A 26,030-nucleotide genomic window follows, 5' to 3' on the forward strand; every position below is an offset into this window, starting at 1 on the left:
TGTCATTCCTTGAGTGGGTATAGCTGTCCGTGCGTACTGAGACCTTACGGGGTGCGCAGCAGTTATAAAATCGGCCAATTCCGATCTGGCTGAGTGTTTCAAGAGATTTAGATGTAGGAAGGCGTCCCGTGATGTCGTAAGTCAAACCGGGCTATCCTGCCGACTCAGCCGTCCCCAGCCATCAAGCCCCACATGCTGCAAAAGGCCTGATCCGCCGTCTCGACCTGATCACTCTCCAGCTGTTTGTTGCCGTGCACGAGGAGGGCACGCTGACTCGTGCCGCGACGCGGGAGGCGATTGCGGTGTCGGCGGCGAGCAAGCGGTTGATGGAGTTGGAGGAGGTGTTCGGCATCAGTCTGTTTGTGCGTCAGGCCGAAGGCATGACGCTGACGGCAGCGGGTGAAACGCTGTTGCACCACGCGCGGCAGATGTTGTTCACCGTCGAGAAAATGGGCCTGGAGTTAGGCGAGCACAGCCATGGGGTTCGCGGTTTTGATGCCCGCCGATCATCCGTTGGCCGACCGCGATACGTTGGCGTTTGCCGATACGTTGGGCAGTGATTACGTGGTTTGCATGCCGCCAGTTCCATGAACATGCGCACCCACGCCGCCGCGCGCAAGGCGGGCAAGGTGCTGCGGTTGCGCAACTGTCAGAGCGAGCTTGCTCGCGATGACCAACTGACATCCGCCGAATTCCTTCTGACGTTCCCTCAATTCGCCGTCACCAACCCCTTGGCCGGCGATTCGCTGAACTGAATCAACACCACGCCGCCGATCAGCAAAACCGCGCCCAATACCCGCGTCAACGACATCTGCCGCTCCACCAAACCAAACCAGCCGAAATGATCCAACAGCAGCGAAGCAATTACTTGCCCGGCCAACGCCAGCGCAATAAATCCCGACGCGCCAAGTTTGGGCAGCAGCATCAGCGCCAATGAAATAAAACACACGCCGAACGCCCCGCCAGCCCACATCCACAGCGGCGCCTGGCTGATAAATGTCAGCGACGGCAACGGCAAACGCAGCGCCAGCATCACCGGCAGCAACACCACGATACTCACCAGCAACGACGCCAACGTCGCCCATAACGGATGGCCCAAGCCGCGCCCGAGATTGGCGTTGATCGCACTTTGAAACGGCACCACCGCCCCGGCAATCACCGCCAGGAGTAACAGGCCGGCCCAATGCAATGTACTCATGTTCAACACTCCAAGAGGTTTCGCTGGACTCTAAGGTATTCGTCGCGCAGATTTAAATTCCAAATACCAATGCGGAACATGCATCAGATGAATGATCTGCGACGTATCGACCTCAACTTGTTGGTCATCCTCGACGCCTTGCTCAGCGAGCAGCACGTCACCCGCGCCGCCGAGCGCCTGCACCTCAGCCAACCGGCGGTCAGCCATGCACTGGCGCGGTTGCGCGATCAGCTCGGCGATCCGCTGCTGGTGCGCGCTGGTGCCAGTCTGGTGCCAACGCCGAGGGCGCTGGAATTGATGGTGCCGCTGGCCGAAGCGCTGGCGCAGGTGCAATCGCTGCTGTCGCCGAACACCTTCGATCCGGCCATCGCCAAACGCACTTTTCGCCTGGCGATGTCCGATTACGGCGCCGCCATTGTCTTGCCGACGCTGATCCGCACCTTGCGCCGCGAAGCGCCGGGCATCGACCTGCAAATCAGCCACGCCAGCCGCGAAGGCATGCTCGACGCGGTGCTCAACGGCGACATTGATGTCGCGTTGGGGGTGTTTCCGGAATTGCCCAACGAACTGCGCAGCGCGCCGTTGTTCGAAGAGCATTACGCCTGCCTGATCGACCGCAACAGCCTGCCCGCCGACGGCACGCTCGACCTGCCGACCTACCTCGCCCGGCCCCACGTCCTGCTGGAAATGCGCGGCAGCGGCACCCCGGAAATCGAACGCGCCCTGACCGCGTTGCGCGAACGCCGCCGCGTCGCCATCAGCCTGCCGCACTGGAGCGTCGCGCCGGCGTTCATCGCGGGCACCGACCTGATCCTCACCGTCGCATCACGCGCACTGCGCGGGATTGATGAACATTCACTGACCATCGTCCCGCCGCCGTTCGAAATTGCGCCGTTTACCTTTGTGCTGGTCTGGCACAAACGGCGCGGCGGCGATCAGGCGTTGAATTGGTTGAATGGGCGGATTGAAGAAGCAGCAGGCATCGCCCATTAACCTGAAGCGAAAACCCCCAGCGCGTCATGCATGTCATCGCTTCATGTAGCAGCTGGCGAAGCCTGCGTCCGACTGCGCAGCAGGCGTAAAACCTGAGCACGCGAACTGCCTGAATCACCGCGTCGTCTGAATTCACGACTGCTGCGCAGCCGAACGCAGCCTTCGGCAGCTGCTACAGGTTGTGGCTGTCGGGCGTTAGCGTGCGGTTTGGTTCTGCTGTCGTAACAAATTGTTGAGCCCACGCCCGCCAACGAGGATAGTGCGCGGCAGAATCTGGCTGATTTTTTTTTGAAACACACAAGGAACAGGGAATGACATTGAAGTCTGGATTGATCGGATGTGCAGCGCTGTGCGGTTTGGCGATGACCACGCAGGCATTCGCCGCGTGTGAGAAACCGCTGCTGTATGGGGATTTTGTGCGTTCCGTGTGCAAGGAATGGCCGGCGTATCCAGGGCAGACGATTACCGCGACGTCGCAATTCGAGTCGGGGTTTTCGGCCAGTGATTCCGGCCCTGACGGCAAATACGATCTCGACCTCGCGGTGCTTTCGGCGGGCAACGCCAAGCCGTTGGCGACGTATCACCAATCCGCCGCGTTCGTCTCCGATGCGTTCAGATTGGACGATCTGGAAATCGACACCGCGCGCTACAAACTTACCCCGGAGCTGCGCGCCTTCGGTCTGCGCGTCAACTTCAAAGGCTCCTCCGGCCCCAACCCGATGGATGAATCGTGGCTCTCGCTCTACGTCAAAGAGGGCAACACATTGCGGCCGGTGCTCGAACGTCTGGTGATGTACGTCTACAGCGGCGAGTGGGATACGCGTTGCGCCGGAGAACGCGCCAACACAGTCAGAACCATCGAAATCGGCAAAACCAGTTCTCACGGTTATGCGGATCTGATTGTTAAATCGGTGACCACCAGCATGGTCGGCGAGGGCGAAGGAGATGCTTGCGAAGTGAAGTCGACCACCGGCAAACCTGTGCTGACGACGTTGCGATACGACGGTAAACGTTATGGGTTGCCGGATGGTTTCAAGGGTGTTCAATAACAAGCGGTTTCAATAGATTCAGGGATCAGGGAAGAACATGAACATCACCACCCAATTGCTTTTCGCATTCAGCGTTGCAGTGGTTGCCGGCCAAGCTCAGGCCACGTGTCAGGAAATGGATTTCGACGGCCATTCGCTGGCACGCTGCAAAGTTTGGCCAGCATTCAAAAACCAAGCCATTGCGGCGAAATCAACATTTACCCCAGCCTCCGACGATGCAAATGATGGCGGGATGTTTGATCTGGAACTGGCGATCGTCGATTCCACCAATGACCAGACACTCGCCGCTTACCGCAAGGACCAGGCCTACAATTCCGACGCCATCAGCTTTGAAGGACTGGTCATCGATACCGCGCGTTTCACCTTGGCGCCGGAGGTTCGGGTGTTTGGTTTGCGCTCGGATTTCGATCATCGCTCGGGCGCTATTCCCTACTCCAAAACAGATCTTGCGCTGTACCTTCGGGAGGGCAATAAACTACGCCCGGTGCTGGAAGGTCTGGTGGTTGCCCGGAATGCGGGGGAGTGGATGAGCGATTGCGAAGGTCAGGGCACGAACACCCGCAGGACCGTCGATATCGGCGAGACAAGCCATAACGGACTCGCTGATCTGATCGTCACTTCAAACACGACTGTGCTGAGCAGCTATAAAAAAGGCGAGGAGTGCCTCTCCAAAACCACCGATCTGAAGAAAACCCGCACCACCCTGAGCTACGATGGCCAGCAATACGTCATACCCGAAGCACTCAAAGGTTACTGACCCCATGCTCACCGGCCTCAACCACCTGACCCTCGCCGTCACTGACCTGAACCGCAGCGTGGCGTTTTATCACGACTTGCTGCAGTTGCGTCTGGACGCAACGTGGGACGCCGGCGCTTACCTCTCGCTGCCCGGCTTGTGGTTGTGCCTGTCTCTCGACCCGCTGCGCAACCCGGCGCCAGCCGCCGACTACACGCATTACGCCTTCAGCATCGGCGCAGCGGACTTCGCGGTGTTTGTTGAACGCCTGCGCGCGGCCGGCGTGCAGGAGTGGCGCGACAACCGCAGTGAGGGCGCGTCGTTTTATTTTCTCGACCCGGACGGGCACAAACTCGAAGCGCATGTCGGGGATCTGGCGTCGCGACTGGCGGCCTGTCGGCAACAACCTTATGCGGGCATGCAGTTTGTCGGTGATCGACACGTCGAGCCGAAAAACCTGCGATAGACTGGCGACCACTCGTCCGCGCTTGAACAAGGATTTCCCATGACCCCATCGCTGCTTATGGCCGTGCTCGCTTCCGGCTTCATCTATGGCATCACGCCCGGACCGGGTGTGCTGGCGGTGTTCGGGATTGGCGCGGCGCGCGGTCGGCGTGCCGGGGCGGGGTTTCTGTGCGGGCATTTGCTCGGTGATGTGATCTGGTGCAGCACCGCGCTGATCGCGATTGTCGGTGCGCGTGAAATCGGCAGCACCGCGTTTGACGTGCTCGGCGTGCTCAGCGGTTTGTACCTGTTCTGGCTCGGATTACGCGCAATCCGCACTCAACGCGCCAGCGCTGACCAGCCGCAGGGCGCGGCGCGGCAGCCGTTCTGGCACGGCATTCTGTTCGGCCTGACCAACCCGAAAGCCTACCCGGTGGCTGTCGCAACGTTCACCGCGCTGTTGTCGAGCCGCGCCGAATTGCTCGAATGGTCGATGCTGCCATGGTTGATCTTCCTCAGCTTCATCGGTGGTTTACTGGCGTACGCGATTCTGATTGGCATCGTCGGCGCGCGGCGCGTGCGCTCGTTGTATCAACGCCATGAACTGCTGATCACACGTCTGTGCGGCGTGATGTTCATCGGCTTCGCCATCAACGTCCTGGCGCATGCATTGCCCGGTTTGGTGACCAACAAGGCGTGAACAAGCCACCGTTTGATAGGGCGATGTTCGCCACCGTTCGTCGCATCAAGCGGAGTTTTTTCTAAACCTTTGTCCGGTTTGGAATTCTCATCCTATGCGGGCTTTTGCTCGCCGCGATCAACACCAAGAGGAAGAGAATCATGCCTAACTCAAGAAACTCGAACTCGGGAAACTTTGCCAACGATCGAACCAAGGCGTCTGAAGCCGGTCGCAAGGGTGGGAAAACTACCACCACGACTGTCGACAAAGACCCTGCCAAACCCGATATGGGACGCAAAGGTGGCCAGAAATCCAAGTAGTGGATGAAGGTAGTTTTGATTGAGAGGCGGGAGCGTAAGCTCCCGTTTGAATTTTTTCAGAAGGAGGGCGCGACCATGAGCCGGATGGCCACCCGTTTACGCAATGCCAGCTTTGCCACGTTACTGGGCCTGTGCGCCAGCAGTGCGTTTGCCCAGTCGCCAGCCGACTTCATCAACGATGCATCCGCCAAAGGCATGGCCGACATCGAAGCCAGTCGCCTGGCGCACCTGAAATCCGAATCCAAAGAGGTCAAGGATTACACGATCGTTGTGATCAATGACCGCACCACGGCTAACCAGCATCTGGCGAAAATCGCCAAGAAACTCGACTTGCCCGTCGCCCCTCACGAAGAGGTGGCCGACAAAGCCAAAGAGCTGATGCCGGAAGTGAAGGACGGCACGACCTTCGATCAGGCCTACGTCGCCAGCCAGGTGCAAACCACCCAGGAAGCCATCTCGCAGATCGAGCAGGAAGCGCAGAACACCGACGTTCCCGAGATCAAGGCATTTGCCGAAGAGACTCTGCCGAAATTGCAAAATCATCTGCAAATGGCCAAATCACTACAGGCCAGCCGCTGATTTTTTTGGACAAGGCTTTTATCGGGCCAAGCTTGGCAATAAACGCCCGGCGACGCGGGTGACCGAAATCACCCGCGAAGCCTGGTCAGCATTGATCAAATCGTGATTTTGGCTGATCGCCACTTGGCGGAACATCCATGGCGATGGTTTCGCTTTCGCCGATCTTGCGATATTGCTTCCTCAGCGCTTCCAACTGCTTCAAGTCCAGCGCCTCGAGCCCGAGCATCGCGTTCTGCGCATCCTTCGTCACACGCAGCAACTCATCGATCTTCAAATGCAAAATATCGGTATCACGGTTCTGCGTGTTCTGAATCAGGAACACCATCAGAAACGTGATGATGGTCGTCGACGTATTGATGATCAGCTGCCACGTATCGTTGAAACCAAAGATCGGCCCGCTCAGGCCCCACAAACAAATCAGAATAATCGCACCGAGAAAAGTCCGGGGACTCCCGGCCCACAGAGCGAGTTTCTGCGAGATCTTTGCGAATTTCATTGCCGTGTTCCTTGTAGGGATGCGCCTGAGATTGAGACAGTGGTGGTGGTCTGAAATTTCTTTTTCCACCACTGTCATCGGAAGCCCTATATGAGCATCGTGTTCAATATCTGACGGGCTGATTGCGAGTGAGACCTAGGTTGGCGCAGCCTGCAATTCCGCAATTCGAACCGTATTAGAACTATTTGTCCTTAAGTGAAAATGCCTTCGTTTTCTGATTTATGGTCTCGATCTTTCTTTGTGCCGGTTTGTGTCTAGTATCAATGGCAGTCAAATCGCCAGTATGCGAGCTCACGGATCGAAACCAAGTAAGAGGCTACTCATGGATTTCTTTGAAAAACTAACAAGCCTGGCTGCCAAAGTCCGCTTGCAAGGCGCCGCAATCAAGACCGAAGAGGCAACCAAGAACGCGTTTGTGATGCCCTTTATCAGTACGGTGCTGGGCTACGATGTCTTTGATCCCACCGAGGTGACTCCAGAGTTTATCTGCGATGTTGGGACGAAGAAGGGCGAGAAAATCGACTACGCCATCATGAAGGGAGGCGAAGTTCAGATTTTGATCGAATGCAAAAAAATCGGTGAATCGTTGCACATTAATCATGCCTCCCAGCTGTTTCGCTATTTTCATGTCACCAGCGCTCGTATTTCCATTTTGACTAATGGTCAGATCTACAAGTTTTTCACCGACTTGGATGCACCTAACAAGATGGACGAGAAGCCTTTCCTGGAGCTGGATTTACTGGAGATTGACGAGTATTCGGTTCCCGAGTTGATCAAGCTCACTAAGTCAGCATTTGATGTCGACTCGATCATCAGCGCCGCCGGTGAGCTGAAGTACGTCAGCCAGATCAAGAAAATAATTGCTGCACAGGTCAGTAAGCCCGATGACGACTTTGTGAAAGTATTCGCGTCTCGCGTGTACGACGGGGTTATCACGCAAAAAGTCCGTGAGCAGTTCCAAGAGTTAACGAGAAAAGCTGTGGCGCAGTTTCTCAATGACCAAATCAATGAACGGCTTAAGTCAGCTATGAGCGGCGCCATTCAACCCTCGTTAGCCTCCTTGCCTGCTCCCACAGGTGTCACTCCACAGCCTGACGAAAGAGATGAGTCAGGGGACAAGATTATTACGACGTTGGAAGAGCTGGAGGGCTATCACATCGTCCGGGCCGTGGTTCGATCTGTTGTCGAGGCGAAGAGAATCGTGCAGCGCGATACTCAAAGCTATTTCGGTATTTTGCTCGACGACAACAATCGAAAACCGATCTGTCGCCTCCATTTCAACCGGTCGCAGAAATACATTGGAATCTTTGATCAGGATAAAAACGAAACGAGGCATCCGATAACCTCGGTGGACGATATCTACAACTATTCGGATCATTTGAAGAAAACCGTGGGCTATTACGACTAGCAAGCTCCGATAGAAAACCGGCTCGAGCAGCCGGTTTTTTTGATCCAGTCAATGCGTTTTCAGTGGAAAACCGTCGCCTTACATCGCTGGTTAGCGCTATTGTTTTTTTACCTCTAGGTTCTCAAAGCCCAATACCGGGACGATGATGCGCGGTTAACTGCGGCTGTCGAGCCAATCGTTTTGGGCTATTGCGCAGGCCGCGCTATGGTAGCGAACCGGTCACCGGGCTCAGCCTGGGACGACTTTTCGACAGGAGAACGCAATGAGTTGGTCCGCCAAACAGTACGTCGCTTTTGAAGATGAACGCACCCGCCCGGCCCGCGATTTGCTCGCGGCGATCCCGGCCGTGGAGGCGCGTTCGGTGATTGATATCGGCTGCGGTCCCGGCAATTCCACGGAATTGTTGGTTGAGCGTTTCGCCGATGCCACGGTGCGTGGCGTGGACAGTTCCAGCGACATGATCGACGCGGCTCGCAAGCGCTTGCCATCGTTGCAATTCGACACGGTGGATATCGGCACCTGGAGCGAGCGCGGTCCGTTTGATGTGATTTTCGCCAACGCGGTGTTGCAGTGGTTGCCTGATCACTCGGCGTTGTTGCTATCGCTGGTGGGCAAATTGCGCGAGGGCGGAAGCCTGGCGATTCAGATGCCCGACACCCTCGAGCAACCCTCCCATCGTTTAATGCGCGAAGTCGCGACCAGCGGACCGTGGGCCAGCAAGTTGGCGGACGCCGCCGGGCAGCGCACGGAAATTGCCAGCGCCAGGGACTATTACTCGATGCTGCGACCGCACTGCGCGCGCGTCGATGTGTGGCGCACGACTTATCATCATCCGTTGGCGGATGGGGCGTCGGGCGTGGTGGAGTGGTTCAAGGGCAGTGGCTTGCGGCCGTTTCTCGAGCCGCTGGACGCGGGCGAGCGAGCGGAATTTTTGCAGCGTTATCTGGCGGCAATTGAACAGGCTTATCCGGCGTTGGAGGATGGTTCTGTGCTGCTGCCGTTTCCACGGTTATTCATCGTCGCGACCCGTTAACGGCCAATCGAGTTGTCAGAACGAAATGCGCAAATTGTAGGAGTGAGCCTGCTCGCGAAGGTGGGGTGTCAGTTGATGGTGATGTTGGCTGACACACCGCAATCGCGAGCAGGCTCGCTCCTACAGGGATTTTGTTTACCCAACCGACAGTTTCAGCGCTCGACCGACACCAGCATCATCATCGGCCGCTCGCGTTCCTCCGCCAGCGCCGGTTGTGCCGCCACTTGCGCATCGCTCGGCCCCCATTCATTGACATGCCGAATCGTGAACCCCGCTGCGATCAACATGTTCAGCAACGTCCCGACCGTGCGGTGCTGCTTGATCACACCTTCCGCCAGCCAGTTCGTCACTCGCTCACCTTCGAGCTGATAGCTGTCCAGCGGCCAGCGTTTGCGACCTTCGCTATCAATCAACCAACCCGGATTGCGCGGCGCCATGAAAATCGGATGTTCGATGGAAAATACAAACCGTGAGCCAGGCTTCAGCGCCGCATAAACCTTGGCGAAAAGTCCCGCGAGATCCTTGATGTAATGCAGCGCCAGCGAACTGTAGGCCAAATCAAAACTGCCCTCGGCCAAATCGAGATGCTCAAGGTCGGCGCGGGCGTATTGAATGTTGGCGGCGGACGTTGTGTTGCGCGCCTGCTCGAGCATCTTCTCCGACACATCGAGACCGAGCACGCTGTGCGCACCGTGCTCACTGGCCCACCGACTGAACCAGCCATAACCACAGCCAAGATCGACAACTTTCAGACCTTGCATCGGCGGCAACAAGGATTGCAGCGCCGGCCATTCCGGCGCTGCATCCAAACCACCCAGCGAACGGCCCATCTGGCTGTAACCCTGGAAAAACTCAGGATCGTCGTAAATGTTTTGCGTCATGTTTGCGTTGCTCTGTTGAGTTCGTCACGGGCCGCATCGAGTGTGCAGCCGATTGGTTTCCCTCGAAGAGTGATGGCGCGTATTCGTCGATGGCCGCGCAGGAGGAGGGTGGTTGCAGATGGTCCGCATGCTAATGCGGCGGGCGCGAAGTGCAAACAAGAGGTGCGTTATAGAAATGTAAGTAGCGTTTCGGAGGCGGTCGTTGATGCCTCAAAAATCCTCTGAATCTGACGCTAGACCTGTGGCGAGCGAGCTTGCTCGCGTTGGGCTGCGCAGCCGCCCCAAAACGGGATCGCTGCGCAATCCAGCGCGAGCAAGCTCCCTTCACTTTGGCAAGATATGTGAACTTTAGTGAGACGCGAATTTCCATTGCTTGAGAGTGAAGCCGCCTAGCTTTCAGCCCGATAATCGGCTCTCGCAACAGCAAGCCTGGAAGTTGAACGTGAAGACCTTGCCCCCCAAGACCTCCCTGCGCCGCGCCGTTACAGGCCCGATGCTTTTTCTGTTTATTCTCGGCGATGTTCTCGGGGCGGGCGTTTATGCTCTTGCCGGGACAATTGCGGGGGAGGTAGGTGGCGCGATATGGGTGCCTCTGCTCATCGCTCTGTTTTTCGCGATGCTGACTGCCGGTTCTTATGCAGAGTTGGTGACAAAATATCCCCATGCGGGCGCCGCATCGGTTTTCGCAGAGAAGGCGTTCCGGTCTCCGCTCATTTCTTTTCTCGTTGGCTTTTGCATGCTATCCGCAGCTGTCACGAGCGCGGCGGGTTTATCGCTGGCGTTTGCGGGTGATTACCTGGCGGCGTTCATCCATGTGCCGTCTCACATCGCGGCGCTGCTGTTCCTTGTCGTTATCGCGCTCCTGAATGCAAGGGGGATTAAAGAGTCCTTGGGAGCCAACCTGGTGATGACAGTCATTGAGCTGTCAGGTCTTCTATTGGTCGTTGTTGCCGCTGCTTGGTATTTCAGCACAGGCGAAGCGGATTTGGGTCGCAGCCTGGAATTCAAGCCGGGGATCAGCCCGATGTTAGCGGTTTTGGGTGCCGCGTTGATCGCGTTCTATTCCTTCGTAGGATTCGAAACATCCGCCAATCTCGCGGAAGAAATTCGAGACGTTCGTAATGTTTACCCGCGCGCATTATTTGCCGCATTGCTAACCGCCGGAGTCGTCTACATGGCCGTCGGCGTCGCGGCATCTTCCGTACTGCCCATGGAAAAACTTGTGGCAACCTCGGCTCCTCTTCTTGAAGTGGTTCGGGCGTCAGGTTTAAACATTCCGCCTCGCGTCTTCGCCTTCATTGCACTGATCGCGGTAGCCAACGGCGCGCTGTTAACCATGATAATGGCGAGTCGCCTCACTTATGGCATGGCCTGTCTAGGGCTTTTGCCGAACGCCTTGAGCAAGGTGCTGCCTCAGCGACGCACCCCCTGGGTCGCGGTCATCGCCACTACCCTTGTAGCAATCGCACTCACGTTGACGGGAACGCTAGCTACATTGGCCGAAACCGTCGTCCTGCTCCTGCTGTTCGTGTTTCTCAGCACTAATTTGTCCGTGTTAATCCTGCGCCGTGACGAGGTGGCGGAAGATCACTTTCGAGTGCCTACGTGGGTTCCGGTACTTGCTATCGTGTCGTGCCTTGTATTGCTCAGTCAGCAAAGTCTGGAAACATGGATGCGGGGAGGGGTCTTGATCCTGATAGGCATGCTGCTTTTCGTCTGTTCAAGAGTGGCAATGCCGGCGCCGGCGGAGCCTAGCTAGTCTTGTGAGCGCTTTCCCTGTCTATCGCAGCGTGAAACTTGTCGGAGTTAAAGGAGTGCCGGCTGGGCGCAGTTGTATCGGGTGAATGCAATGCCTCGGATCGTCGATTCCAAGGACACTGGAACACCACCCGATCAATCGTCTGGCATGGCTGCATATCTGAACGTCGCCGCGAGTGGGGAGCACACCAACTCAATCCGCGTGTCTACAGATAGCTCACGGGCGGGAAGCAACCTCGTCCAGGTGCCGCAGCAGTGCCAGTGGATCCTCGTAGACGCGGAATGCACCAGCACGTTCAAGCTCTCCTGTGTCGTAACCACCAGAAAGCAGCCCTATACCGGTGGCCTTACAGCTGCGTGCGGCTAGCATGTCCCAGATGGCGTCGCCGATCACCAGGCAATCTTCGATGGGTACATTGAGTTTGCTTGCAGCGGCGAGAAAAAGGTCTGGATCGGGCTTGCCATACTTCACGTCATCACGGGTGATGAGATTGACCTTCGAGATATCCAAGCCCAATGCCTTCAGATTTATTGCTGCAGTATCCATCCCACCGCTGGTCGCAATACACCACTTGAGCTGCTCGCGGTTCAAGGTATCGAGAAGCTCGACAGCGCCAGGGAGAGCGGTTATCTGGCCTTGCAGATCCTTGTAGGCTTTATCATGTTTATCGCTGAGCCTTTTGGCCTGGTCGGGTGTGATTTTCAGGCCGGTCTCACGGGCTAACGTCTTGAGCATCAGCCCGCCGCTCATACCGATCTTTCTGTGAATTCGCCACATGGCCAATGGAATGTCTTCTGAATCCAATGCTGTCTTCCACGCAAAGACATTCTGGTAAACGCTATCAGTCAACGTGCCATCCAGATCGAATATGAATGAGGTTTGCTGGCGCATGCGTTGCACCTCCATTAGGCATAGTTCAAGTAATAGATATCGCATATTCGAAATATTGATCGCATCGAATATCAAGCGGTACTAGCTTTAATCTTTAAGTCTTTCCAAGTCGGCCGGGCCGGGTTCCACACGTGATTCGTCGCTGAGGATTTGATCTTCCCTAACGACTCGTTCGTCATCTGTTAAACCTGTTTCTGACACGTCTGGAACGAGAGCTGAATCCTCCAGTGCTTTACTTTTTTTTGATGAAACGGAGCTTTTTTCAGTCATGAGATTTCTCCTCGCCTCTCAAAATTCAAAGTGCTCAATTTTTCGAAAGCATATGATCTGAGTCGTTCCGTCTTTCGCGAATCATCGAAGCGGAGAACCAGCCAAGCAGGGATGCCACCGCCGTCTGCTTCCGCTTTCTCGTTGAGGGTTTTTCAGCGCGAACAGATGTTGGTTGGGAATACTGGCTCACCGGTGGGGTCAAGCTCATCGTAATAAAACTGCTGTCCTTCCAGCCAACCTATGGCCGTCATCAATTCGGGGCCAAGGTAATATTTCCCGTCGAGGAAGAAGCCTGGGAAATGTCGCCAATCTGTGTAGCCTTGCTTGAGAGTTGCGAGGCCCAAGCTATGAAAACTTTGGAAAATCTCGTCACGGCGCTGAGACGCCTCATGCACCGCATGACTCTCGGTAAGCTGCGGTAAAAATGCGAACTCAAGGCGGGGGGGCGTATGAATTGCTCAAATCCCTTTAGCACCGAGCTTATGAATACCTTCATATTTGCTTCCTCGAAGTGCTGGCGCCTGTCTTTTTGACTGATGCCGAGTGGGATTATTACCAGCAACCATCACCTACAGCGTTGAGTGCTCAGCGCCGTTGACCAGATATCATGATCGCACCGCGAGCAGCGTGCTTGTTGCCCTGCCTGAATAGATTGTGCAAAGCCACAACTCACGCAGCAATAAAGTCCCGTGGCGGGCACTTTTATGAACTCCGCACGATGCTCTAAAGGTAGGACTGACATACCAGGTCGAACGTCTTCTTGATCGTAAAAATAAAGACTGATGTCGCCATCTGTTTCCATAAGCGCCAATCTAACTTGGCCCAAGTGCTCAACGCCCCGTTGTCGAAGCTCCATCAATATTTCACTTGATGAAATATTCAACTTCTCCAAAGATTTAGGTTCATACAAGCCATTGCGTATGACGGTTACAGGAAGACCATCTATCCATGCTTCAAATTTCTTGCTTTTTGTCATGACCAAAACGGTCATGCGATAGAGCAGCAGCAGTGTGAGGAAAACGACTGCGACAGGCAGCAGTGGTACGTCATGGTAGAAAGACACGTCTCCGGCAGCGGAGCCCAACGTCAAAATCACGACCAACTCAAAAAGTGAGAGCTGTCTTATCCCGCGTCGGCCACTTGACTTTAAAAATAAGAAAACGGCAAGAAAGGCAAAAGTTGCCCGAAACCCTACCTCTAGCAAAAATGATATTGGAAACTCATCTATCAACATCCGTTGAATATCAAAGGGAGACATCATCACCTCTTTTTGTTGTTTTTCAGACAATCATTGAATTGTGCGCGTGCTGCCCGTCTATGTCGTTACATCCTGTGAGCAGCTTCACAGCGGCGATGAACACAGGCTAGTCGTGGAATTTGAATCTTTAATAGATGAACCTTAGCTTCGATTCACCAAAGAATGGTGAGCCAGTTTGCCTAATCCGTTACTCACTGGAAGGCTTACTCGCGCAGGCGCGGAATCAGCATCTGTTGATGCTTCTCGCTTCGCTGACGCGGATTTTATAATCCCGTAAGGTGGGTAAGGGGCCGACCTGCGGGCAGTTGCATTACTGCTTGCATAGCTTTATCACCTCTTGAAGGGATTACTGTTCAGTTGCGCGAGAGCAGCTTGATGGCTGCCGCGCCATAAACTACCGCGAGCGCTCCCTCTATCTGCGCAAGCGGGTTCTGCGTGACCGAAGTTTTGCCAGTATCGAGCCTGTGGTCGACCTGTATAACGCGATCAGCATTGAGTACGCGATACCGGTAGGTGGCGAGAACGCGGCAGCGTACGTCGGCTCCCCTCGCCTTGTAGTCGCCGACGGTACCGAAGTGTTTGACACTACAAAGGGTGGCGTGCATGCCCTCGAGTCTCCTGAGCCTGGCGAGGTCGTCTGGCGGGATGATGAAGGGGTCACTCTTCTCTACGGATTCTTTTTTTGGCGCAAAAAAAAGCCCGCGATGGGGTGCGGGCCGGGAATCACTAAAGGAGCTGACACAACCGTACACCTGCAAATGTGAAATTATCGTGACGGGTGTAGCACGGTTGGTTCGGTGGAAAAATCAAATAGCGTTGCTGGAATGGTCATCTGCAAGTGGCAAAGTCTGGTGGTAGTAGATCGAGTTGTTGAACTGGGGGGGGCTGAGAAGTACGGCATCTTTAAAGATCCGATCATTATCCCTCTGGCGGCAGAGAGATTCTGGTTCTATTACCTATCGCCGCTAGCGGACTTTGGGTTAGCCAAGTTTGACAAAGCGCAGAATCGATTACGCACCTGTCTTTTGGCTTGTGGTGACAACGGGGGAGGGGGAGGGGCGAACTGGTTTTGAGTTGCTTGGCGGTAGTAGCAATATTGGCTAGAAGGCCCGGAATTGCTGCGCCTGATTGGAGCGGGTAGAGGGAATCGAACCCTCAACTAAAGCTTGGGAAGCTTTCGTTTTGCCACTAAACTATACCCGCTTGGTCGAGCTCTTTACGCACCTGGGGCAAGGGCCGATTAAGAACCCTCGTTATCAGCTTGGGAAGCTGGAGTAGTGCCATTATTCGACACCCGCTCAGAGCGGCTGACTTTGTACCAGATGTGCGCGCGGAAGTGAAATTTTTCTTTGTGCTGGATGGCTTTAGCTCGGGTGATACACCGTAGATCCGTGTGACGGCCATTCGCGGGCAAGCCTTGCTCCTGCGGGTGGTGCTGACCCGGGGCAGCGTAGGGCTTGCTCGCGATGACGCGGTTTCAGATTGCCAGCGCATGGTGCTCCTGAACAAATCGGTAGCGCGGTCGGCTGGCGGGTTGCGCCGGTTTCAGAAAGCCCAGCAATGCGTGACGGCTGTCGCGGCAGGCGGCTTTGTGTTCCATGTCGAGGAAGTGCCCGGTCGCTTGCAGGGTGCTGAACGTTGCGTGTTGCACGTGGTTGGCGAAGAGCCGGGCGCCGTCGGCGGCGGTGTATTCGTCCCATTCGCCGTTCATGAACAGCACCGGCACGTTGATTTTTTCGGCTGCCTTGAGGAAGCACTGGCGGTCGCTGTGCAGCAGGTCGCTGATGTGGAAGTGCATCTGCCCGTATTCGTGCTCGGCCAGATTGCTCACATGGCGATAGTTGAAACGCTTGAACAGTGACGGCAGGTGTTTGCCGATGGTGCTGTTGACCAGGTTGCCGACGCGGTCGCCGTCGCGGCTGCCGAGGTAGTCGACACCGCGTTCGAGGTAGTCGCGCATCGGCTCGTTGATCTCCGGCGAGAACGAGCTGATCACCGCTTTTTCGATGCGACGTGGCCGGTGGGCGAGGGCGACGAGGGTCGCGGCGCCGCCCCAGGAAAACGACAGCACGTGCTCGGCGGCGAAGTGGTCGATCAGCTCCAGGAGGATCTGTCCTTCGACCTCTTTTGTCAGCAATTTCTCATGGCGGTTGTGGGCTTTGGACTTGCCCGCGTAGGGCTGGTCGTAGCAAACCACGTTGAACTGCGGGTGAAGGTTTTTCACGGTCTGAGCAAACGACGCAGTCGTGGCCATCGAGCCGTTGACCAGAATAATGGTCTTCTCTGCGGCGTCTGCGCGATAGAACTCCGTGTAAACCCGGTACTGCCCCTGAATATCCAGCACAGCGATTTCTGGCCTCATGTCGTAAGACTCCTGGCAAGCGGGTATGCGCGCAAATGAGATTGCACGAGCTTTGTGACAGGTAGGCATACGCCTGGAATTTGCGGGCCCATGTCGATCCGGTAAGGCAGGTCGACGGGTATTGTTATTGGCGGGCAGTCTGCCGGGGGACAGCGGAACCTGAGGGTTCTCTACCGGCAAAAAGTTTCTTGGAAGTATGTTGTGACTCGTCGGTCACATTTCGGCCGACGACCTGATTCAAGCAGGGGCGACGCGGTCACGCAAGTGGCATCGGTAAATTGTTCGACAACTTCTGCTGAGCGGTCGCCTGCTTAGATCAAATGAATCTCTTCGGTGCGCAGCGCGCGATACTCGCCCGGTTTTAGCGCGTCATCCAGCAGCAGCGGGCCCATGCTTTCGCGGTGCAGGCGCAGCACCTTGTTGTCGAAATGGCCGAACATGCGCTTCACCTGATGGTAACGACCCTCGACGATGCTCAACCGCGCCGACTTCGGCCCAAGCAGCACCAATTCGGCAGGTTGCGTGGTCAGGCCCTCGAACGCGAAGTACAGCCCCTGGTTAAAGGTGACTGCATACTCCGGGCCGATTTCCTGCTCGGTTTCGACGTAATAGACCTTCGGCAGTTTGGTCTGCGGCTGGGTCAGGCGCCGCGACCAACTGCCATCGTTGGTGATGATCATCAGGCCGGTGGTGTTGAAATCCAGGCGCCCGGCGATGTGCAGGTCGTCCTTGTGCGGTTCGTCGATCAGGTCGAGCACCGTCGGATGTTGAGGATCGCGCGTGGCGCTGACGCAGCCGGGCGGTTTGTTGAGCATGAAATAGCGCGCCGGTTTGCCGATTTGCAGCACTTGGTCATCGACTTCGACGCGGCTGAATTCCAGCACGTCGGTGTGCGGGTCGCTGACGACTTTTCCGTCAACGCGAACGCGTTTTTCCACCAGCAACAGACGAACCTGCTGACGGTTGAAGCGCGGCAAGTTGCTGAGGAAACGGTCTACACGCATCGGTTAAAAGTCGGACAGAAAAGGGCCGCGCATCTTACGTGATCGGCCGGGCGGCTGCTTGCAGCTGCGCCTCGACTTGCGCGCAACGTGGGCACAGACAGGAAATATCGCGCAACTGCGCCGGCAACGCTTCGAGGACCGCCGGGTCGATGCTTACGCCGTAACACCAGCAGGCGCGATCGGCGGTTCTTGGGTCAGCCAGGCTGCAGTCGTTGGGCGCGCCGCAGGCCGGGCAGTGATCAGGCTTGTTCATTGAGTCATCGTTCGAAAGTCATTCATAAACCGAGTGAGGCATTTCCACGCAGGTGCGGTTGCGTCCGGCCTGTTTGGCCCGGTACATCGCATGATCGGCCCGTGACAGCAGCGTGTGCAAGGTTTCATCCGGCTGCAACGTCGTCAAACCGATGCTGACCGTCAGACGCAGGTCGTCACCGTTGTAGGCATAACGCTGATCCTGCACATGTTGACGAATTTTCTCGGCGATTTTCTGACCGGTCTCACCGTCGGTATCCTTCAACAGCACGATGAATTCCTCGCCGCCCCAGCGACAGACGATGTCGGACTGGCGCAGGCAACTCTGCAAGTCGCGGGCGAAGCCGATCAACACCTGATCGCCGGCGAGGTGGCCATAGGTATCGTTCAATGCCTTGAAATGGTCGAGGTCGAGCAGCATCGCGGTCAGCGGTTTCGGTTCGCGCTCGGCTTCGTGCATGGCTTGCGCGGCCAGCAGGTCGAAGCCACGGCGGTTGGGCAGTTCGGTCAGGCTGTCGAGGGTCGCTTGCGCCTGGATCTTGCCTTGATAGCGGCTGATCACGCGGTTGAGCAAGATCAGCACAATCAGCGTCACCAACAGGCAGATCAGCAGGTTGAGGTACAGCGACTGGCGGATTTCACTCAGTGCGCCGTCCTCGCGTTTATCAACGAACAGGTACCAGTTCAGCTCGGGAATAAACCGCACGTTGAGGAAATGCCCCTGGCCCTGGCCAGAATATTCGTAGCTGCCGCTGTGCGGTTTCGGCAATTGGCTGACCAGCCCCTTCATGCTTTCGAGTTCGCCCAGACTCTGCCCGGCGCGCGCACCTTGCGGGCCACCCTCGGCGCCGGTCAGCACCAGTCGGCCGAAGGTGTCGACGAAGTAAACGCTGCGTTGATAACGCTGCTGATACTTGTCGATCAGCTTGATCACCGCATCCACCGTCAACCCGACGCCCGCCGCGCCGATGAAGCGGTTGTTGTAGTCATAGACTTTGTAATTGATGAAAAACGTCAGGTTGTCCTTGTTCGCCAGATCCGGGTCGACGTTGATTTCGTAGGGCTCAGCCATGTCGCGCACGCGGAAATACCAGGCGTCACGCGGCTCATCCGCGCGGATCTGCTTGAGCACGCCTTTGGCGTGGTAATAGGTCAGGCTGCTGTTGGAGACAAAAAACGCCGTGTAGGCGCCGTAATGGGTCATGACCTCGTTGAGGTAGCGGGTCATTTGCTCGGGATTGTGCTCGCCGTTGACCACCCAATCGCGCATGAACGTGTCGCGCGACATCATCGAAGAAATGAGGATCGGTCTGACAAGGTCTTTCTGGATTTCCGAATACACCGTGTCGGACGTCAGCGGCAATTCGGTATTGACGATGTTGTCGCGGATCGACGCTCGCGACGCGTAGTAGCTGAGAAATGAGGTGGCAAGAAAACCTGCACCCAGCAACGCGATCAGCGTGAGGACCAACAAACGTTGGGAGTACAGCGGCGAGCGAAGCGGCATATGGATTCCGTTGGCAATAACCCGATGGCAAGCATTCTAGTGGCATGCCGCGCAAATAACTGCGCAATAACGCGCCACTATTTGCCCCTTAAACTCGCTGTATGCATGCCGAGAATGAAAAACCTTTCATCGGCGACATGTTTCAACGTGTTTCAACAGCGCACCAGATTCTGAAATCGATGTCTGATCTTTCGACAGTCGCCAACAATTGACTGTTGCCTGCCAGCGTCGCTGGTTTGGTCACTCGCGGTCCAGGAGGCCGCCATGTATCGCCGAATTTTTCTGCTGGTCGTGTTGAGTTTTTCCCTTGGCGCATGTGTTCCCTATTCCTACGGAGAAGGAGGCAGCTACTACAGTTCTCAGGTCTACTCATCCCCCGCACCGGCTTATTACTCGGGCGGTGGCAGCTATTACGCGGCTCCACGCTATTACCAATCAGCACCGCGTTACTATCAGCCGGCTCCGCGTTACTACTCGGCGCCGCGTTATTACCAGGCGCAACCGCGCCATTACCAACCGCAGCCGCGCTATTACCAATCGCAGAACCGTGGCTGGCAAGGACATGATCGAGGTGGCTGGGATGGCCGCCATCGCGGCAACTGGGACAACGACCGGCGCGGCGGCGGCAGAGATCATCGCGGCGGACGCGGTGACCACGACGGCCGGGACGGTCGCGGTGGCCGAGGCAATCACCGTTAATCGACGGATACAAAAAAGCGGCGCATCAAGCGCCGCTTTTTTTTTGCGTGGATTTTCAGTAATCAGTCAAATCCGCCAGCGGATGCCGCCCCTCCCACACCTTGTGAAAGTGCGCCTCTACCACAGCATCCGGCACGTTGTTGATGTCCGGCCAATGCCAATGCGGCTTTTGATCCTTGTCGATCAACCGCGCGCGCACGCCTTCGCTGAATTCCGGGTGACGGCAGCAATTGAGGCTCAGCGTGTATTCCATCTGAAAAACCTCGGCCAGCGACATGTGTCGCGCGCGGGCGATCTGTTCCCAGACCAGATGAGCGGTCACCGGCGAGCCTTCGCTCATGGTTTTCGCGGCGCGGCTGAGCAGTGGATCACTGGCATCGCGCTGCGCAGCGATGGCTTTCCAGGCACAGCGCACATCGCTGACGTCGAGCAGTTCGTCGATTTGCGCACGACGCGGCAGCCATTGCGCTTCCGGCATCTGCGCCACGGCTTCTTGCTGCAAGGCTTTGAACAGACTGTTGAGTTGCATCGCGGTCTGTTCTTGCCAATTCAACTGCAGCAAACCCTCGATCAGCTCTTCTTGCTGTTCATCGAGCAGGAAGCGGTCGGCGAGGTCGAGATCGATCGCGTCGCGCGCATTCATGTGCGCGCCGGTCAACCCGAGGAACAACCCGAGCTTGCCCGGCAGCCGCGACAGGAACCAACTGGCGCCGACGTCCGGGTACAAACCGATGCTGATTTCCGGCATCGCCAAACGGCTGCTCGGCGTGACAATCCGCGTGCTCGCGCCTTGCAAAAGGCCCATGCCGCCGCCGAGCACGTAACCGTGGCCCCAGCAGATCAGTGGTTTTGGGTAAGTGTGCAGTTTGAAGTCGAGGCGGTATTCCGCGGCAAAAAATTGCGCGGCCAGCGGCGGTACTTCGCCGGGATGGTTGCGGCAGGCTTCGACCAGACTGCGCACTTCGCCGCCGGCGCAGAAGGCTTTGGCGCCGTTGCCGCGCAGCAGGACGCAGACGATTTGCGGTTCTTTGGCCCATGCGTCGAGTTGATCGCGCAGGGCGTTGATCATCGGCAGGGACAGGGCGTTCAGCGACTTTTCGGCATCCAGGCTGGCGATGCCGATGCGTGCGCCGTCGGTGCCGGTGAGTTCTTCGAAGTGCAGATTCATCGTGACCTCGATCAGGAATTTGAGCGTTCAGTATGATCGCTGCGCAGGAAAGTGCCGGATGTGCGTCAGATCAATTGACAAGCCTGCCCAGCTTTCCTAGGGTTCGCCCCATTGATTTTGCCGGGTATGACCATGACTGCTGACGACCGTATCAAACTCGAACCGAGCTGGAAGCAGGCACTGCGTGCTGAGTTCGACCAGCCTTACATGGCAGAGTTGCGCGCCTTCCTGCAGCAGGAACGCGCGGCGGGCAAGGAGATCTACCCGCCGGGGCCGATGATTTTCAACGCGCTCAACTCGACGCCGCTGGACAAGGTGAAAGTCGTGATCCTCGGCCAGGACCCTTACCACGGCCCGGGTCAGGCGCATGGTTTGTGTTTTTCGGTGCAACCGGGCGTGCCGGCGCCGCCGTCGCTGGTGAACATCTATAAAGAGTTGAAACGCGACCTCAACATCGACATCCCGAATCACGGTTATTTGCAGAGTTGGGCCGATCAGGGCGTGTTGATGCTCAACACCACGATGACCGTCGAGCGCGCCAACGCCAATGCGCACAAGGATCGGGGCTGGCAGTTTTTCACTGATCGGATCATTGAAGTGGTCAGCGAGCATCAGCCGCATCTGGTGTTCATGCTGTGGGGCGCGCATGCCCAGAGCAAACAGAAGCTGATCGATGCGACCAAGCACTTGGTGCTGACGTCGGTGCATCCATCGCCGCTGTCGGCGTATCGCGGGTTTCTGGGATGCGGGCATTTCAGCCGGACCAACAAGTTTCTCGAACAGAATGGCGAAACGCCGATTGAGTGGCGCTTGCCGCCGGTCTAAAAGCTTCGCGGGCAAGCCTCGCTCCTACAGGTCCTGCACAGATCCTGTAGGAGCGAGGCTTGCCCGCGAAGAAGACACCTCGGTCTATCAGACTGACTCCGGCAACCGATTCCAGTACCTGAACAACGGCTCCGCCAGAAACAGCACAAACAGCAACCGCATCACCTGCATCGCCGTCACCAGCGGCACCGACAATTGCAGGGTTTCTGCGGTCAGGCTCATTTCGGCAATCCCGCCGGGCATCATGCCCAGCGTCAGCGAACGCAAATCCAGGTGCGTCAGCGCACTCAATCCCAACGCCGCCGCTGTAGCGATCAACATGGTCAACACCGTGCCAATCAACGTGCGGCCCATAAACGACGGCGCGCGGCGGAAAAACTGTCGATTGAAGTGACAACCCAAACCGCTGCCGATCAGCCATTGGCCAATCTGGCTACCGCCGTCCGGCAAACTGATGTGCAAATCCCAACCGATGCTCACCGCCGCACTCACCAGCAACGGCCCGAACAACCATGGATTGGGTTGCCGCAGACGCTCCCAGCCCCAAGCGAGCAGGGCGCCCGCCGGGAATAGAATCGCCAGCCATTGCCAATCGACAGTGCCGGCGTGGGAAATAGGCATGCCGTCGCCGAGCAAATATTTGAACGCTGCCGGCACGCACAACACCACCACCAACACCCGCAAACTTTGTCCCGCCGCGACCCGGCTGAGCACCGCGCCGTTGCGCGCGCCGAGGTTGACCATCTCGCCGGAGCCGCCGGGCATGCTGGAAAAAAACGCCGTGGCGCGGTCCTCGCCGGTACGCCGCATCAACCAGACCCCGACCACGCTGGACAGGCTGGTGACCAACGCGCCGAAGAAGATCAGACCGAAGTGGCTCAACACCTGCTCCATCACCACCGGGGTGAAGTGCAGGCCGATGCCGATGCCGACGATCCATTGGCCGCATTTGCGTCCGCCAGGGATTTCCGCCAATTGCCACGGCGTCAGGCAGCGCACCAGGATGATCGCCAGCAACGAGCCGACCATCCACGGCAACGGCCAGCCGATCTGGCTGGCGAGGTAACCGCCAAGCAGACCGACCAGCGGTGTTCCCCACCATGTTTTGAAGGGTCGATCAAACATCGGCGAGGGCGCGTCGCGCGACCGAACGTTTGCGCCAGATCCGCACCATCGGCATCAGCAGCATCAACGCGGTCAGCACCCAGACGCCGAAGGTGATCGGGCTCGACCAGAGGATTTCCAGCGCGCCGTTGGAAATCGACAGCGCACGACGCAGGTTCTGCTCCATCAGCCCGCCGAGGATGAAACCGAGCAAAACCGGCGACAACGGGAAGTCCAGTTTGCGCAGGATGTAACCGAAGATGCCGATGCCGACCATCAGGAACAGGTCGAACGTGGTCGCATGCACCGCGTACACGCCGATCCCGGTAATGATCGCGATCACCGGCACCAGCGCCCAGTTCGGCACGGCGAGGATGCGCGTGAAGATACGGATCATCGGAATGTTGAGGATCACCAGCATGATGTTGGCGATGAACAACGACGCAATCAGGCCCCAGACAATGTCCGGTTGTTGCTGAAACAGCAGTGGGCCGGGCGTGATGTTGTACAGCGACAGCGCGCCGATCATCACCGCCGTGGTGCCCGAACCCGGAACGCCGAGGGTCAGCATCGGCACCAATGCACCGCAGGCCGAAGCCCCGATTGCGGTTTCCGGTGCCGCGAGGCCGCGCATGTCACCTTGGCCGAACGTGCCTTTGGCCCCGGCGATGCGCTTCTCGGTCATGTACGCGACGGCGCTGGCGAGGGTCGCGCCGGCACCCGGCAACACGCCCATGATGAACCCGAGCAAGCCGCAACGGATGTTCACCACGAACACCGAAGACGCTTCCTTGAAGTTGAACATCATCCGGCCGGTGGCTTTTACCGCTTCCTGGCCGCGATGGGTTTTTTCCAGCAGCAGCAGGATTTCGCTGATCGAGAACAGCCCCAACACCAGCACGACGAACTGAATGCCGTCGGTCAAATGGATGTTGTCGCCGGTAAAACGGTAAACGCCGCTGTTGGCATCGATGCCGACGGTCGACAGAAACAGCCCGATCAACGCCGCAATAAAGGTCTTCAGCGGCCGATCACCGGCCATGCCGCCGAGGCAGACAATCGCGAACACCATCAACACGAAGTATTCCGCCGGGCCGAAGGCAATCGCCCATTTCGCCAGCAGCGGGGCGAACAGCACCATGCCGCAGGTCGCAATAAACGCTCCGATGAACGAGCTCCACGCCGACAGCGACAGCGCCACACCGGCCAGGCCTTTGCGGGCCATCGGGTAGCCGTCGAGGGTGGTCATTACGGTCGATGCTTCGCCGGGAATATTGAGCAGAATCGAGCTGATCCGCCCGCCGTATTCGCAGCCCAGGTACACCGCCGCCAACAGGATCAACGCCGATTCCGGCGGCAGACCCAGCGCGAACGCAATCGGGATCAGCAACGCTACGCCGTTGATCGGTCCCAGCCCCGGCAGCAGGCCGACGACGGTGCCGATCAACGTGCCGCACAGCGCGGTCACCAGGTTGTACGGGCTCAGCGCGACGCCGAAACCCTGGCCCAAATAGCCAAACGTATCCATATCAGTTCTCCAGAACGTCGAGCAGCCCGAGGGGCAGCGGCACGTCCATCAACTTGTCGAACAGCAAGTAGAGGCCAACGCTCATCAGCGTGGTGACGACGATACTGGGCAGCCAGCGCCCGCCGTACAGGCGCGCCATCGGGATGCCGATCAGGACGCTGCTGAGGATGAAACCCAAGGGTTCGAACAACCCGGCGAAGATCAGCAGCAGCACGATGCAGATGCCGATTTTGTTCAGGGTCTGGCGGTCGAGTTGCGGGTCGTCATCGCTGTGCACGATTGGGGTGGGGCGAAACAGCATGTAGAGCAGACCGAGGCCCATCAGGCCCAGCATCAACAGTGGAAACGCCCGGGGTCCTACAGGTTCGTAGGAAAAAGCCGCTTGATACGGCCACGCCATCAGCGCCAGACCGGCGCAAACCGCCAGCAGCACCGCAGCAAAAATGCGTTGTAAGAGCATGCAAAACTCCTGGGCCGCGACCCCGAGAACCGGGGCCGCCGCCGCTAGACAGAGGCGATCACTGGATCAGGCCGAACTCTTTGGCCAGCACTTTGTAGTCCGCGACTTGCTTCTTCACGTAGGTATCCAGTTCCTGGCCGGTCATGGCGAACGGGAACAGTTCACGCTGATCGCGCAACTTGGCGAACTCTTCGGACGCCAGCAGCTTGTCGAACGCCTCTTTCCACCACGCATAGTCTTCGTCGCTGACCTTCGGCCCGAGGTAGAAGCCGCGCACCACCGGCCAGACGATGTCGTAGCCTTGTTCCTTGGCGGTCGGGATATCTTTCATTTCCGGCTCGTCCAGACGCTTGTCGGAGAACACCGCGAGCAAGCGCATGTCGCCGCTCTGGATGTGCGGCATGGAGTCGGAAATGTCGGTGCTGCCGACCTGGATATGGCCGCCGAGCAGCGCGGTGGCGATTTCGCCGCCACCTTCGAGGGCGACGTAACGCAGGTCGCGCGGGTTGATCCCGGCAGCCTTGGCGATCAGCGCGGTTTGCATCCAGTCCTGGCTGCCGACGGTGCCGCCGGAACCGATCACTACTTTGCTCGGATCTTTCTTCAGCGCTTGAACGAGATCGTCCAGGGTCTTGTAAGGCGAATCGCTTTTGACTGCGATGGCGCCGTAGCTGGTGCCGACCGCCGCCAACCAGCGCACGGCGTTTTCATCGAAACGGCCAAACTTGCCTTGGGCCAGGTTCAGCAGCGAACCGCTGGACCACGCCACCAGCGTGCCGGCATCGGCCGGGCGCTGCGCGACTACCGCGTTGTACGCCACCGCGCCGACACCGCCGGGCATGTAGGTCACGCGCATCGGTTTGCTCAGGAGTTTTTCGTTCACCAGCGCGCTTTGCGCCAGTTTGCAGGTCAGGTCGAAACCACCGCCGGGGGAGGCCGGGGCGATGCATTCCGGGCGTTTTGGCTCGGCGAGCAATTGGCCGGCGAAGAGCATGCAACTGGCGGCGAGGGCGAAACGGCGCAGTGATCGATTCATTTTTTGTCTCCAGAGGAGTTGTTGTTTTTGGGGATGTTTCAGGTGCGGCGGTTTCGCGTCACGCAGCCGGCTGCAGCGCTGGCAAGCGTAA

Annotated in this window: 29 protein-coding genes, 1 tRNA gene and 2 pseudogenes; 15 read left to right on the forward strand and 17 right to left on the reverse strand. The window is 57.6% G+C overall.

What is annotated here, in order from left to right; genetic code table 11:
* Nucleotides 1-206 precede the first annotated feature (206 nt).
* Nucleotides 207-644 (forward strand): annotated as a pseudogene (locus FBY12_RS10390) (LysR family transcriptional regulator); the annotation flags it as partial.
* Between the two features lie 65 nt (nt 645-709).
* Here the strand turns inward: FBY12_RS10390 and FBY12_RS10395 are convergent.
* A complete protein-coding gene (locus FBY12_RS10395; RefSeq protein WP_145252812.1) occupies nt 710-1,198 on the reverse strand; it encodes a DMT family transporter in 489 nt (162 codons plus the stop codon).
* A gap of 78 nt (nt 1,199-1,276) precedes the next feature.
* Between FBY12_RS10395 and FBY12_RS10400 the strand changes: the two genes are divergently transcribed.
* From FBY12_RS10400 to FBY12_RS10430, 7 genes are all read left to right on the forward strand, one after another.
* Nucleotides 1,277-2,191, forward strand: a complete 915-nt coding sequence (locus tag FBY12_RS10400) for a LysR substrate-binding domain-containing protein (protein WP_145252813.1) — start codon at nt 1,277-1,279, stop codon at nt 2,189-2,191.
* Nucleotides 2,192-2,502: 311 nt separating this feature from the next.
* Complete coding sequence (locus tag FBY12_RS10405) at nt 2,503-3,240, forward strand: hypothetical protein (RefSeq protein WP_145252814.1); 738 nt, start codon at nt 2,503-2,505, stop codon at nt 3,238-3,240.
* A 37-nt stretch (nt 3,241-3,277) separates the two neighbouring features.
* Nucleotides 3,278-3,997, forward strand: coding sequence for a hypothetical protein (locus FBY12_RS10410; protein ID WP_145252815.1), 720 nt, complete (start codon nt 3,278-3,280; stop codon nt 3,995-3,997).
* Nucleotides 3,998-4,001: 4 nt separating this feature from the next.
* Nucleotides 4,002-4,442, forward strand: coding sequence for a fosfomycin resistance glutathione transferase (gene fos / locus FBY12_RS10415; RefSeq protein WP_145252816.1), 441 nt, complete (start codon nt 4,002-4,004; stop codon nt 4,440-4,442).
* Between the two features lie 39 nt (nt 4,443-4,481).
* The gene (locus FBY12_RS10420) at nt 4,482-5,120 is read left to right on the forward strand and encodes a LysE family translocator (RefSeq protein WP_145252817.1); all 639 of its coding nucleotides are present in this window, start codon (nt 4,482-4,484) and stop codon (nt 5,118-5,120) included.
* A gap of 140 nt (nt 5,121-5,260) precedes the next feature.
* On the forward strand, nt 5,261-5,419 hold the full coding sequence (locus FBY12_RS10425) for a KGG domain-containing protein (protein WP_010462447.1): 159 nt from the start codon (nt 5,261-5,263) through the stop codon (nt 5,417-5,419).
* Nucleotides 5,420-5,494: 75 nt separating this feature from the next.
* The gene (locus FBY12_RS10430) at nt 5,495-5,998 is read left to right on the forward strand and encodes a DUF4142 domain-containing protein (RefSeq protein WP_145252818.1); all 504 of its coding nucleotides are present in this window, start codon (nt 5,495-5,497) and stop codon (nt 5,996-5,998) included.
* A gap of 85 nt (nt 5,999-6,083) precedes the next feature.
* Here FBY12_RS10430 and FBY12_RS10435 read toward each other — a convergent pair whose 3' ends face one another.
* A complete protein-coding gene (locus tag FBY12_RS10435; protein WP_145253294.1) occupies nt 6,084-6,494 on the reverse strand; it encodes a low affinity iron permease family protein in 411 nt (136 codons plus the stop codon).
* Between the two features lie 322 nt (nt 6,495-6,816).
* Here FBY12_RS10435 and FBY12_RS10440 point away from each other — a divergent pair, with 322 nt between their 5' ends.
* On the forward strand, nt 6,817-7,902 hold the full coding sequence (locus tag FBY12_RS10440; protein WP_145252819.1) for a type I restriction endonuclease: 1,086 nt from the start codon (nt 6,817-6,819) through the stop codon (nt 7,900-7,902).
* Between the two features lie 262 nt (nt 7,903-8,164).
* Complete coding sequence (gene tam, locus FBY12_RS10445; RefSeq protein ID WP_145252820.1) at nt 8,165-8,935, forward strand: trans-aconitate 2-methyltransferase; 771 nt, start codon at nt 8,165-8,167, stop codon at nt 8,933-8,935.
* Between the two features lie 152 nt (nt 8,936-9,087).
* Here tam and FBY12_RS10450 read toward each other — a convergent pair whose 3' ends face one another.
* Entirely contained in the window at nt 9,088-9,816 is a 729-nt protein-coding gene (locus tag FBY12_RS10450) for a bifunctional 2-polyprenyl-6-hydroxyphenol methylase/3-demethylubiquinol 3-O-methyltransferase UbiG (protein ID WP_145252821.1), read from the reverse strand.
* Nucleotides 9,817-10,309: 493 nt separating this feature from the next.
* Between FBY12_RS10450 and FBY12_RS10455 the strand changes: the two genes are divergently transcribed.
* Nucleotides 10,310-11,575 (forward strand): APC family permease, encoded by a 1,266-nt coding sequence (locus tag FBY12_RS10455; RefSeq protein WP_145253296.1) that lies wholly within the window; start codon nt 10,310-10,312, stop codon nt 11,573-11,575.
* A gap of 216 nt (nt 11,576-11,791) precedes the next feature.
* On the opposite strand, the gene FBY12_RS10460 is transcribed toward FBY12_RS10455, so the two are convergent.
* From FBY12_RS10460 to FBY12_RS10475, 4 genes are all read right to left on the reverse strand, one after another.
* Nucleotides 11,792-12,466, reverse strand: a complete 675-nt coding sequence (locus FBY12_RS10460; RefSeq protein WP_145252822.1) for an HAD family phosphatase — start codon at nt 12,464-12,466, stop codon at nt 11,792-11,794.
* Nucleotides 12,467-12,553: 87 nt separating this feature from the next.
* Nucleotides 12,554-12,736: a hypothetical protein gene (locus FBY12_RS10465; RefSeq protein ID WP_101207063.1), complete on the reverse strand. Its 183-nt coding sequence runs from the start codon at nt 12,734-12,736 to the stop codon at nt 12,554-12,556.
* A gap of 152 nt (nt 12,737-12,888) precedes the next feature.
* Nucleotides 12,889-13,131, reverse strand: a complete 243-nt coding sequence (locus FBY12_RS10470; protein ID WP_145252823.1) for a hypothetical protein — start codon at nt 13,129-13,131, stop codon at nt 12,889-12,891.
* A gap of 170 nt (nt 13,132-13,301) precedes the next feature.
* The gene (locus FBY12_RS10475) at nt 13,302-13,994 is read right to left on the reverse strand and encodes a DUF421 domain-containing protein (protein ID WP_109502724.1); all 693 of its coding nucleotides are present in this window, start codon (nt 13,992-13,994) and stop codon (nt 13,302-13,304) included.
* A gap of 416 nt (nt 13,995-14,410) precedes the next feature.
* Here FBY12_RS10475 and FBY12_RS10480 point away from each other — a divergent pair.
* Together FBY12_RS10480 and FBY12_RS10485 are read left to right on the forward strand one after the other, a co-directional pair.
* Nucleotides 14,411-14,656 (forward strand): annotated as a pseudogene (locus FBY12_RS10480) (phenylalanine--tRNA ligase beta subunit-related protein); the annotation flags it as partial.
* Nucleotides 14,657-14,791: 135 nt separating this feature from the next.
* Nucleotides 14,792-15,067 (forward strand): hypothetical protein, encoded by a 276-nt coding sequence (locus tag FBY12_RS10485; RefSeq protein ID WP_145252824.1) that lies wholly within the window; start codon nt 14,792-14,794, stop codon nt 15,065-15,067.
* 56 nt (nt 15,068-15,123) lie between these two features.
* Here FBY12_RS10485 and FBY12_RS10490 read toward each other — a convergent pair.
* The 5 genes from FBY12_RS10490 to FBY12_RS10510 form a co-directional block, all read right to left on the reverse strand.
* A tRNA-Gly gene (locus tag FBY12_RS10490) sits at nt 15,124-15,197 on the reverse strand.
* A 274-nt stretch (nt 15,198-15,471) separates the two neighbouring features.
* Nucleotides 15,472-16,356 carry an alpha/beta fold hydrolase gene (locus FBY12_RS10495; RefSeq protein WP_145252825.1) on the reverse strand — a complete coding sequence of 295 codons (885 nt, stop codon included), beginning with the start codon at nt 16,354-16,356 and terminating at the stop codon, nt 15,472-15,474.
* Nucleotides 16,357-16,667: 311 nt separating this feature from the next.
* Complete coding sequence (locus FBY12_RS10500) at nt 16,668-17,360, reverse strand: pseudouridine synthase (protein ID WP_145252826.1); 693 nt, start codon at nt 17,358-17,360, stop codon at nt 16,668-16,670.
* 34 nt (nt 17,361-17,394) lie between these two features.
* Nucleotides 17,395-17,613 (reverse strand): cysteine-rich CWC family protein, encoded by a 219-nt coding sequence (locus tag FBY12_RS10505; protein WP_101207069.1) that lies wholly within the window; start codon nt 17,611-17,613, stop codon nt 17,395-17,397.
* Between the two features lie 18 nt (nt 17,614-17,631).
* Nucleotides 17,632-19,119 (reverse strand): sensor domain-containing diguanylate cyclase, encoded by a 1,488-nt coding sequence (locus tag FBY12_RS10510; protein WP_145252827.1) that lies wholly within the window; start codon nt 19,117-19,119, stop codon nt 17,632-17,634.
* A gap of 264 nt (nt 19,120-19,383) precedes the next feature.
* On the opposite strand from FBY12_RS10510, the gene FBY12_RS10515 reads away from it, so the two are divergent.
* Complete coding sequence (locus tag FBY12_RS10515; protein ID WP_145252828.1) at nt 19,384-19,818, forward strand: hypothetical protein; 435 nt, start codon at nt 19,384-19,386, stop codon at nt 19,816-19,818.
* Between the two features lie 55 nt (nt 19,819-19,873).
* On the opposite strand, the gene FBY12_RS10520 is transcribed toward FBY12_RS10515, so the two are convergent.
* Nucleotides 19,874-20,986, reverse strand: a complete 1,113-nt coding sequence (locus FBY12_RS10520; RefSeq protein WP_121730965.1) for an enoyl-CoA hydratase/isomerase family protein — start codon at nt 20,984-20,986, stop codon at nt 19,874-19,876.
* A gap of 132 nt (nt 20,987-21,118) precedes the next feature.
* On the opposite strand from FBY12_RS10520, the gene ung reads away from it, so the two are divergent.
* The gene (gene ung, locus FBY12_RS10525) at nt 21,119-21,811 is read left to right on the forward strand and encodes a uracil-DNA glycosylase (protein WP_145252829.1); all 693 of its coding nucleotides are present in this window, start codon (nt 21,119-21,121) and stop codon (nt 21,809-21,811) included.
* 87 nt (nt 21,812-21,898) lie between these two features.
* Here ung and FBY12_RS10530 read toward each other — a convergent pair whose 3' ends face one another.
* The 4 genes from FBY12_RS10530 to FBY12_RS10545 are packed head-to-tail and all read right to left on the reverse strand — an operon-like array spanning nt 21,899 to nt 25,939.
* Nucleotides 21,899-22,936: an AbrB family transcriptional regulator gene (locus FBY12_RS10530; RefSeq protein ID WP_145252830.1), complete on the reverse strand. Its 1,038-nt coding sequence runs from the start codon at nt 22,934-22,936 to the stop codon at nt 21,899-21,901.
* Nucleotides 22,929-24,443 (reverse strand): tripartite tricarboxylate transporter permease, encoded by a 1,515-nt coding sequence (locus FBY12_RS10535; protein ID WP_121730963.1) that lies wholly within the window; start codon nt 24,441-24,443, stop codon nt 22,929-22,931. The genes FBY12_RS10530 and FBY12_RS10535 overlap by 8 nt, the downstream gene beginning before the upstream one ends.
* 1 nt (nt 24,444) lies before the next feature.
* Entirely contained in the window at nt 24,445-24,903 is a 459-nt protein-coding gene (locus tag FBY12_RS10540; protein ID WP_121730962.1) for a tripartite tricarboxylate transporter TctB family protein, read from the reverse strand.
* A gap of 58 nt (nt 24,904-24,961) precedes the next feature.
* Nucleotides 24,962-25,939: a tripartite tricarboxylate transporter substrate binding protein gene (locus FBY12_RS10545; RefSeq protein ID WP_145252831.1), complete on the reverse strand. Its 978-nt coding sequence runs from the start codon at nt 25,937-25,939 to the stop codon at nt 24,962-24,964.
* Between the last annotated feature and the right edge of the window lie 91 nt (nt 25,940-26,030).

This window comes from Pseudomonas sp. SJZ131 (assembly GCF_007828705.1).
GTDB lineage: Bacteria > Pseudomonadota > Gammaproteobacteria > Pseudomonadales > Pseudomonadaceae > Aquipseudomonas > Aquipseudomonas prosekii.

Bases quoted from the DNA above. Each gene is read 5' to 3' on its own strand.
- FBY12_RS10505 (WP_101207069.1), bottom strand. From the start codon at position 17,613: ATGAACAAGCCTGATCACTGCCCGGCCTGCGGCGCGCCCAACGACTGC.
- FBY12_RS10520 (WP_121730965.1), bottom strand. From the start codon at position 20,986: ATGAATCTGCACTTCGAAGAACTCACCGGCACCGACGGCGCACGCATC.
- FBY12_RS10440 (WP_145252819.1), top strand. From the start codon at position 6,817: ATGGATTTCTTTGAAAAACTAACAAGCCTGGCTGCCAAAGTCCGCTTG.
- FBY12_RS10495 (WP_145252825.1), bottom strand. From the start codon at position 16,356: ATGAGGCCAGAAATCGCTGTGCTGGATATTCAGGGGCAGTACCGGGTT.
- FBY12_RS10420 (WP_145252817.1), top strand. From the start codon at position 4,482: ATGACCCCATCGCTGCTTATGGCCGTGCTCGCTTCCGGCTTCATCTAT.
- FBY12_RS10395 (WP_145252812.1), bottom strand. From the start codon at position 1,198: ATGAGTACATTGCATTGGGCCGGCCTGTTACTCCTGGCGGTGATTGCC.
- FBY12_RS10465 (WP_101207063.1), bottom strand. From the start codon at position 12,736: ATGACTGAAAAAAGCTCCGTTTCATCAAAAAAAAGTAAAGCACTGGAG.
- FBY12_RS10460 (WP_145252822.1), bottom strand. From the start codon at position 12,466: ATGCGCCAGCAAACCTCATTCATATTCGATCTGGATGGCACGTTGACT.
- FBY12_RS10510 (WP_145252827.1), bottom strand. From the start codon at position 19,119: ATGCCGCTTCGCTCGCCGCTGTACTCCCAACGTTTGTTGGTCCTCACG.
- FBY12_RS10475 (WP_109502724.1), bottom strand. From the start codon at position 13,994: ATGTCTCCCTTTGATATTCAACGGATGTTGATAGATGAGTTTCCAATA.
- FBY12_RS10455 (WP_145253296.1), top strand. From the start codon at position 10,310: ATGCTTTTTCTGTTTATTCTCGGCGATGTTCTCGGGGCGGGCGTTTAT.
- FBY12_RS10405 (WP_145252814.1), top strand. From the start codon at position 2,503: ATGACATTGAAGTCTGGATTGATCGGATGTGCAGCGCTGTGCGGTTTG.
- FBY12_RS10500 (WP_145252826.1), bottom strand. From the start codon at position 17,360: ATGCGTGTAGACCGTTTCCTCAGCAACTTGCCGCGCTTCAACCGTCAG.
- FBY12_RS10530 (WP_145252830.1), bottom strand. From the start codon at position 22,936: ATGTTTGATCGACCCTTCAAAACATGGTGGGGAACACCGCTGGTCGGT.
- FBY12_RS10435 (WP_145253294.1), bottom strand. From the start codon at position 6,494: ATGAAATTCGCAAAGATCTCGCAGAAACTCGCTCTGTGGGCCGGGAGT.
- FBY12_RS10410 (WP_145252815.1), top strand. From the start codon at position 3,278: ATGAACATCACCACCCAATTGCTTTTCGCATTCAGCGTTGCAGTGGTT.
- FBY12_RS10545 (WP_145252831.1), bottom strand. From the start codon at position 25,939: ATGAATCGATCACTGCGCCGTTTCGCCCTCGCCGCCAGTTGCATGCTC.
- FBY12_RS10430 (WP_145252818.1), top strand. From the start codon at position 5,495: ATGAGCCGGATGGCCACCCGTTTACGCAATGCCAGCTTTGCCACGTTA.
- FBY12_RS10515 (WP_145252828.1), top strand. From the start codon at position 19,384: ATGTATCGCCGAATTTTTCTGCTGGTCGTGTTGAGTTTTTCCCTTGGC.
- FBY12_RS10540 (WP_121730962.1), bottom strand. From the start codon at position 24,903: ATGCTCTTACAACGCATTTTTGCTGCGGTGCTGCTGGCGGTTTGCGCC.
- tam (WP_145252820.1), top strand. From the start codon at position 8,165: ATGAGTTGGTCCGCCAAACAGTACGTCGCTTTTGAAGATGAACGCACC.
- FBY12_RS10400 (WP_145252813.1), top strand. From the start codon at position 1,277: ATGCATCAGATGAATGATCTGCGACGTATCGACCTCAACTTGTTGGTC.
- FBY12_RS10425 (WP_010462447.1), top strand. From the start codon at position 5,261: ATGCCTAACTCAAGAAACTCGAACTCGGGAAACTTTGCCAACGATCGA.
- FBY12_RS10535 (WP_121730963.1), bottom strand. From the start codon at position 24,443: ATGGATACGTTTGGCTATTTGGGCCAGGGTTTCGGCGTCGCGCTGAGC.
- fos (WP_145252816.1), top strand. From the start codon at position 4,002: ATGCTCACCGGCCTCAACCACCTGACCCTCGCCGTCACTGACCTGAAC.
- FBY12_RS10450 (WP_145252821.1), bottom strand. From the start codon at position 9,816: ATGACGCAAAACATTTACGACGATCCTGAGTTTTTCCAGGGTTACAGC.
- ung (WP_145252829.1), top strand. From the start codon at position 21,119: ATGACTGCTGACGACCGTATCAAACTCGAACCGAGCTGGAAGCAGGCA.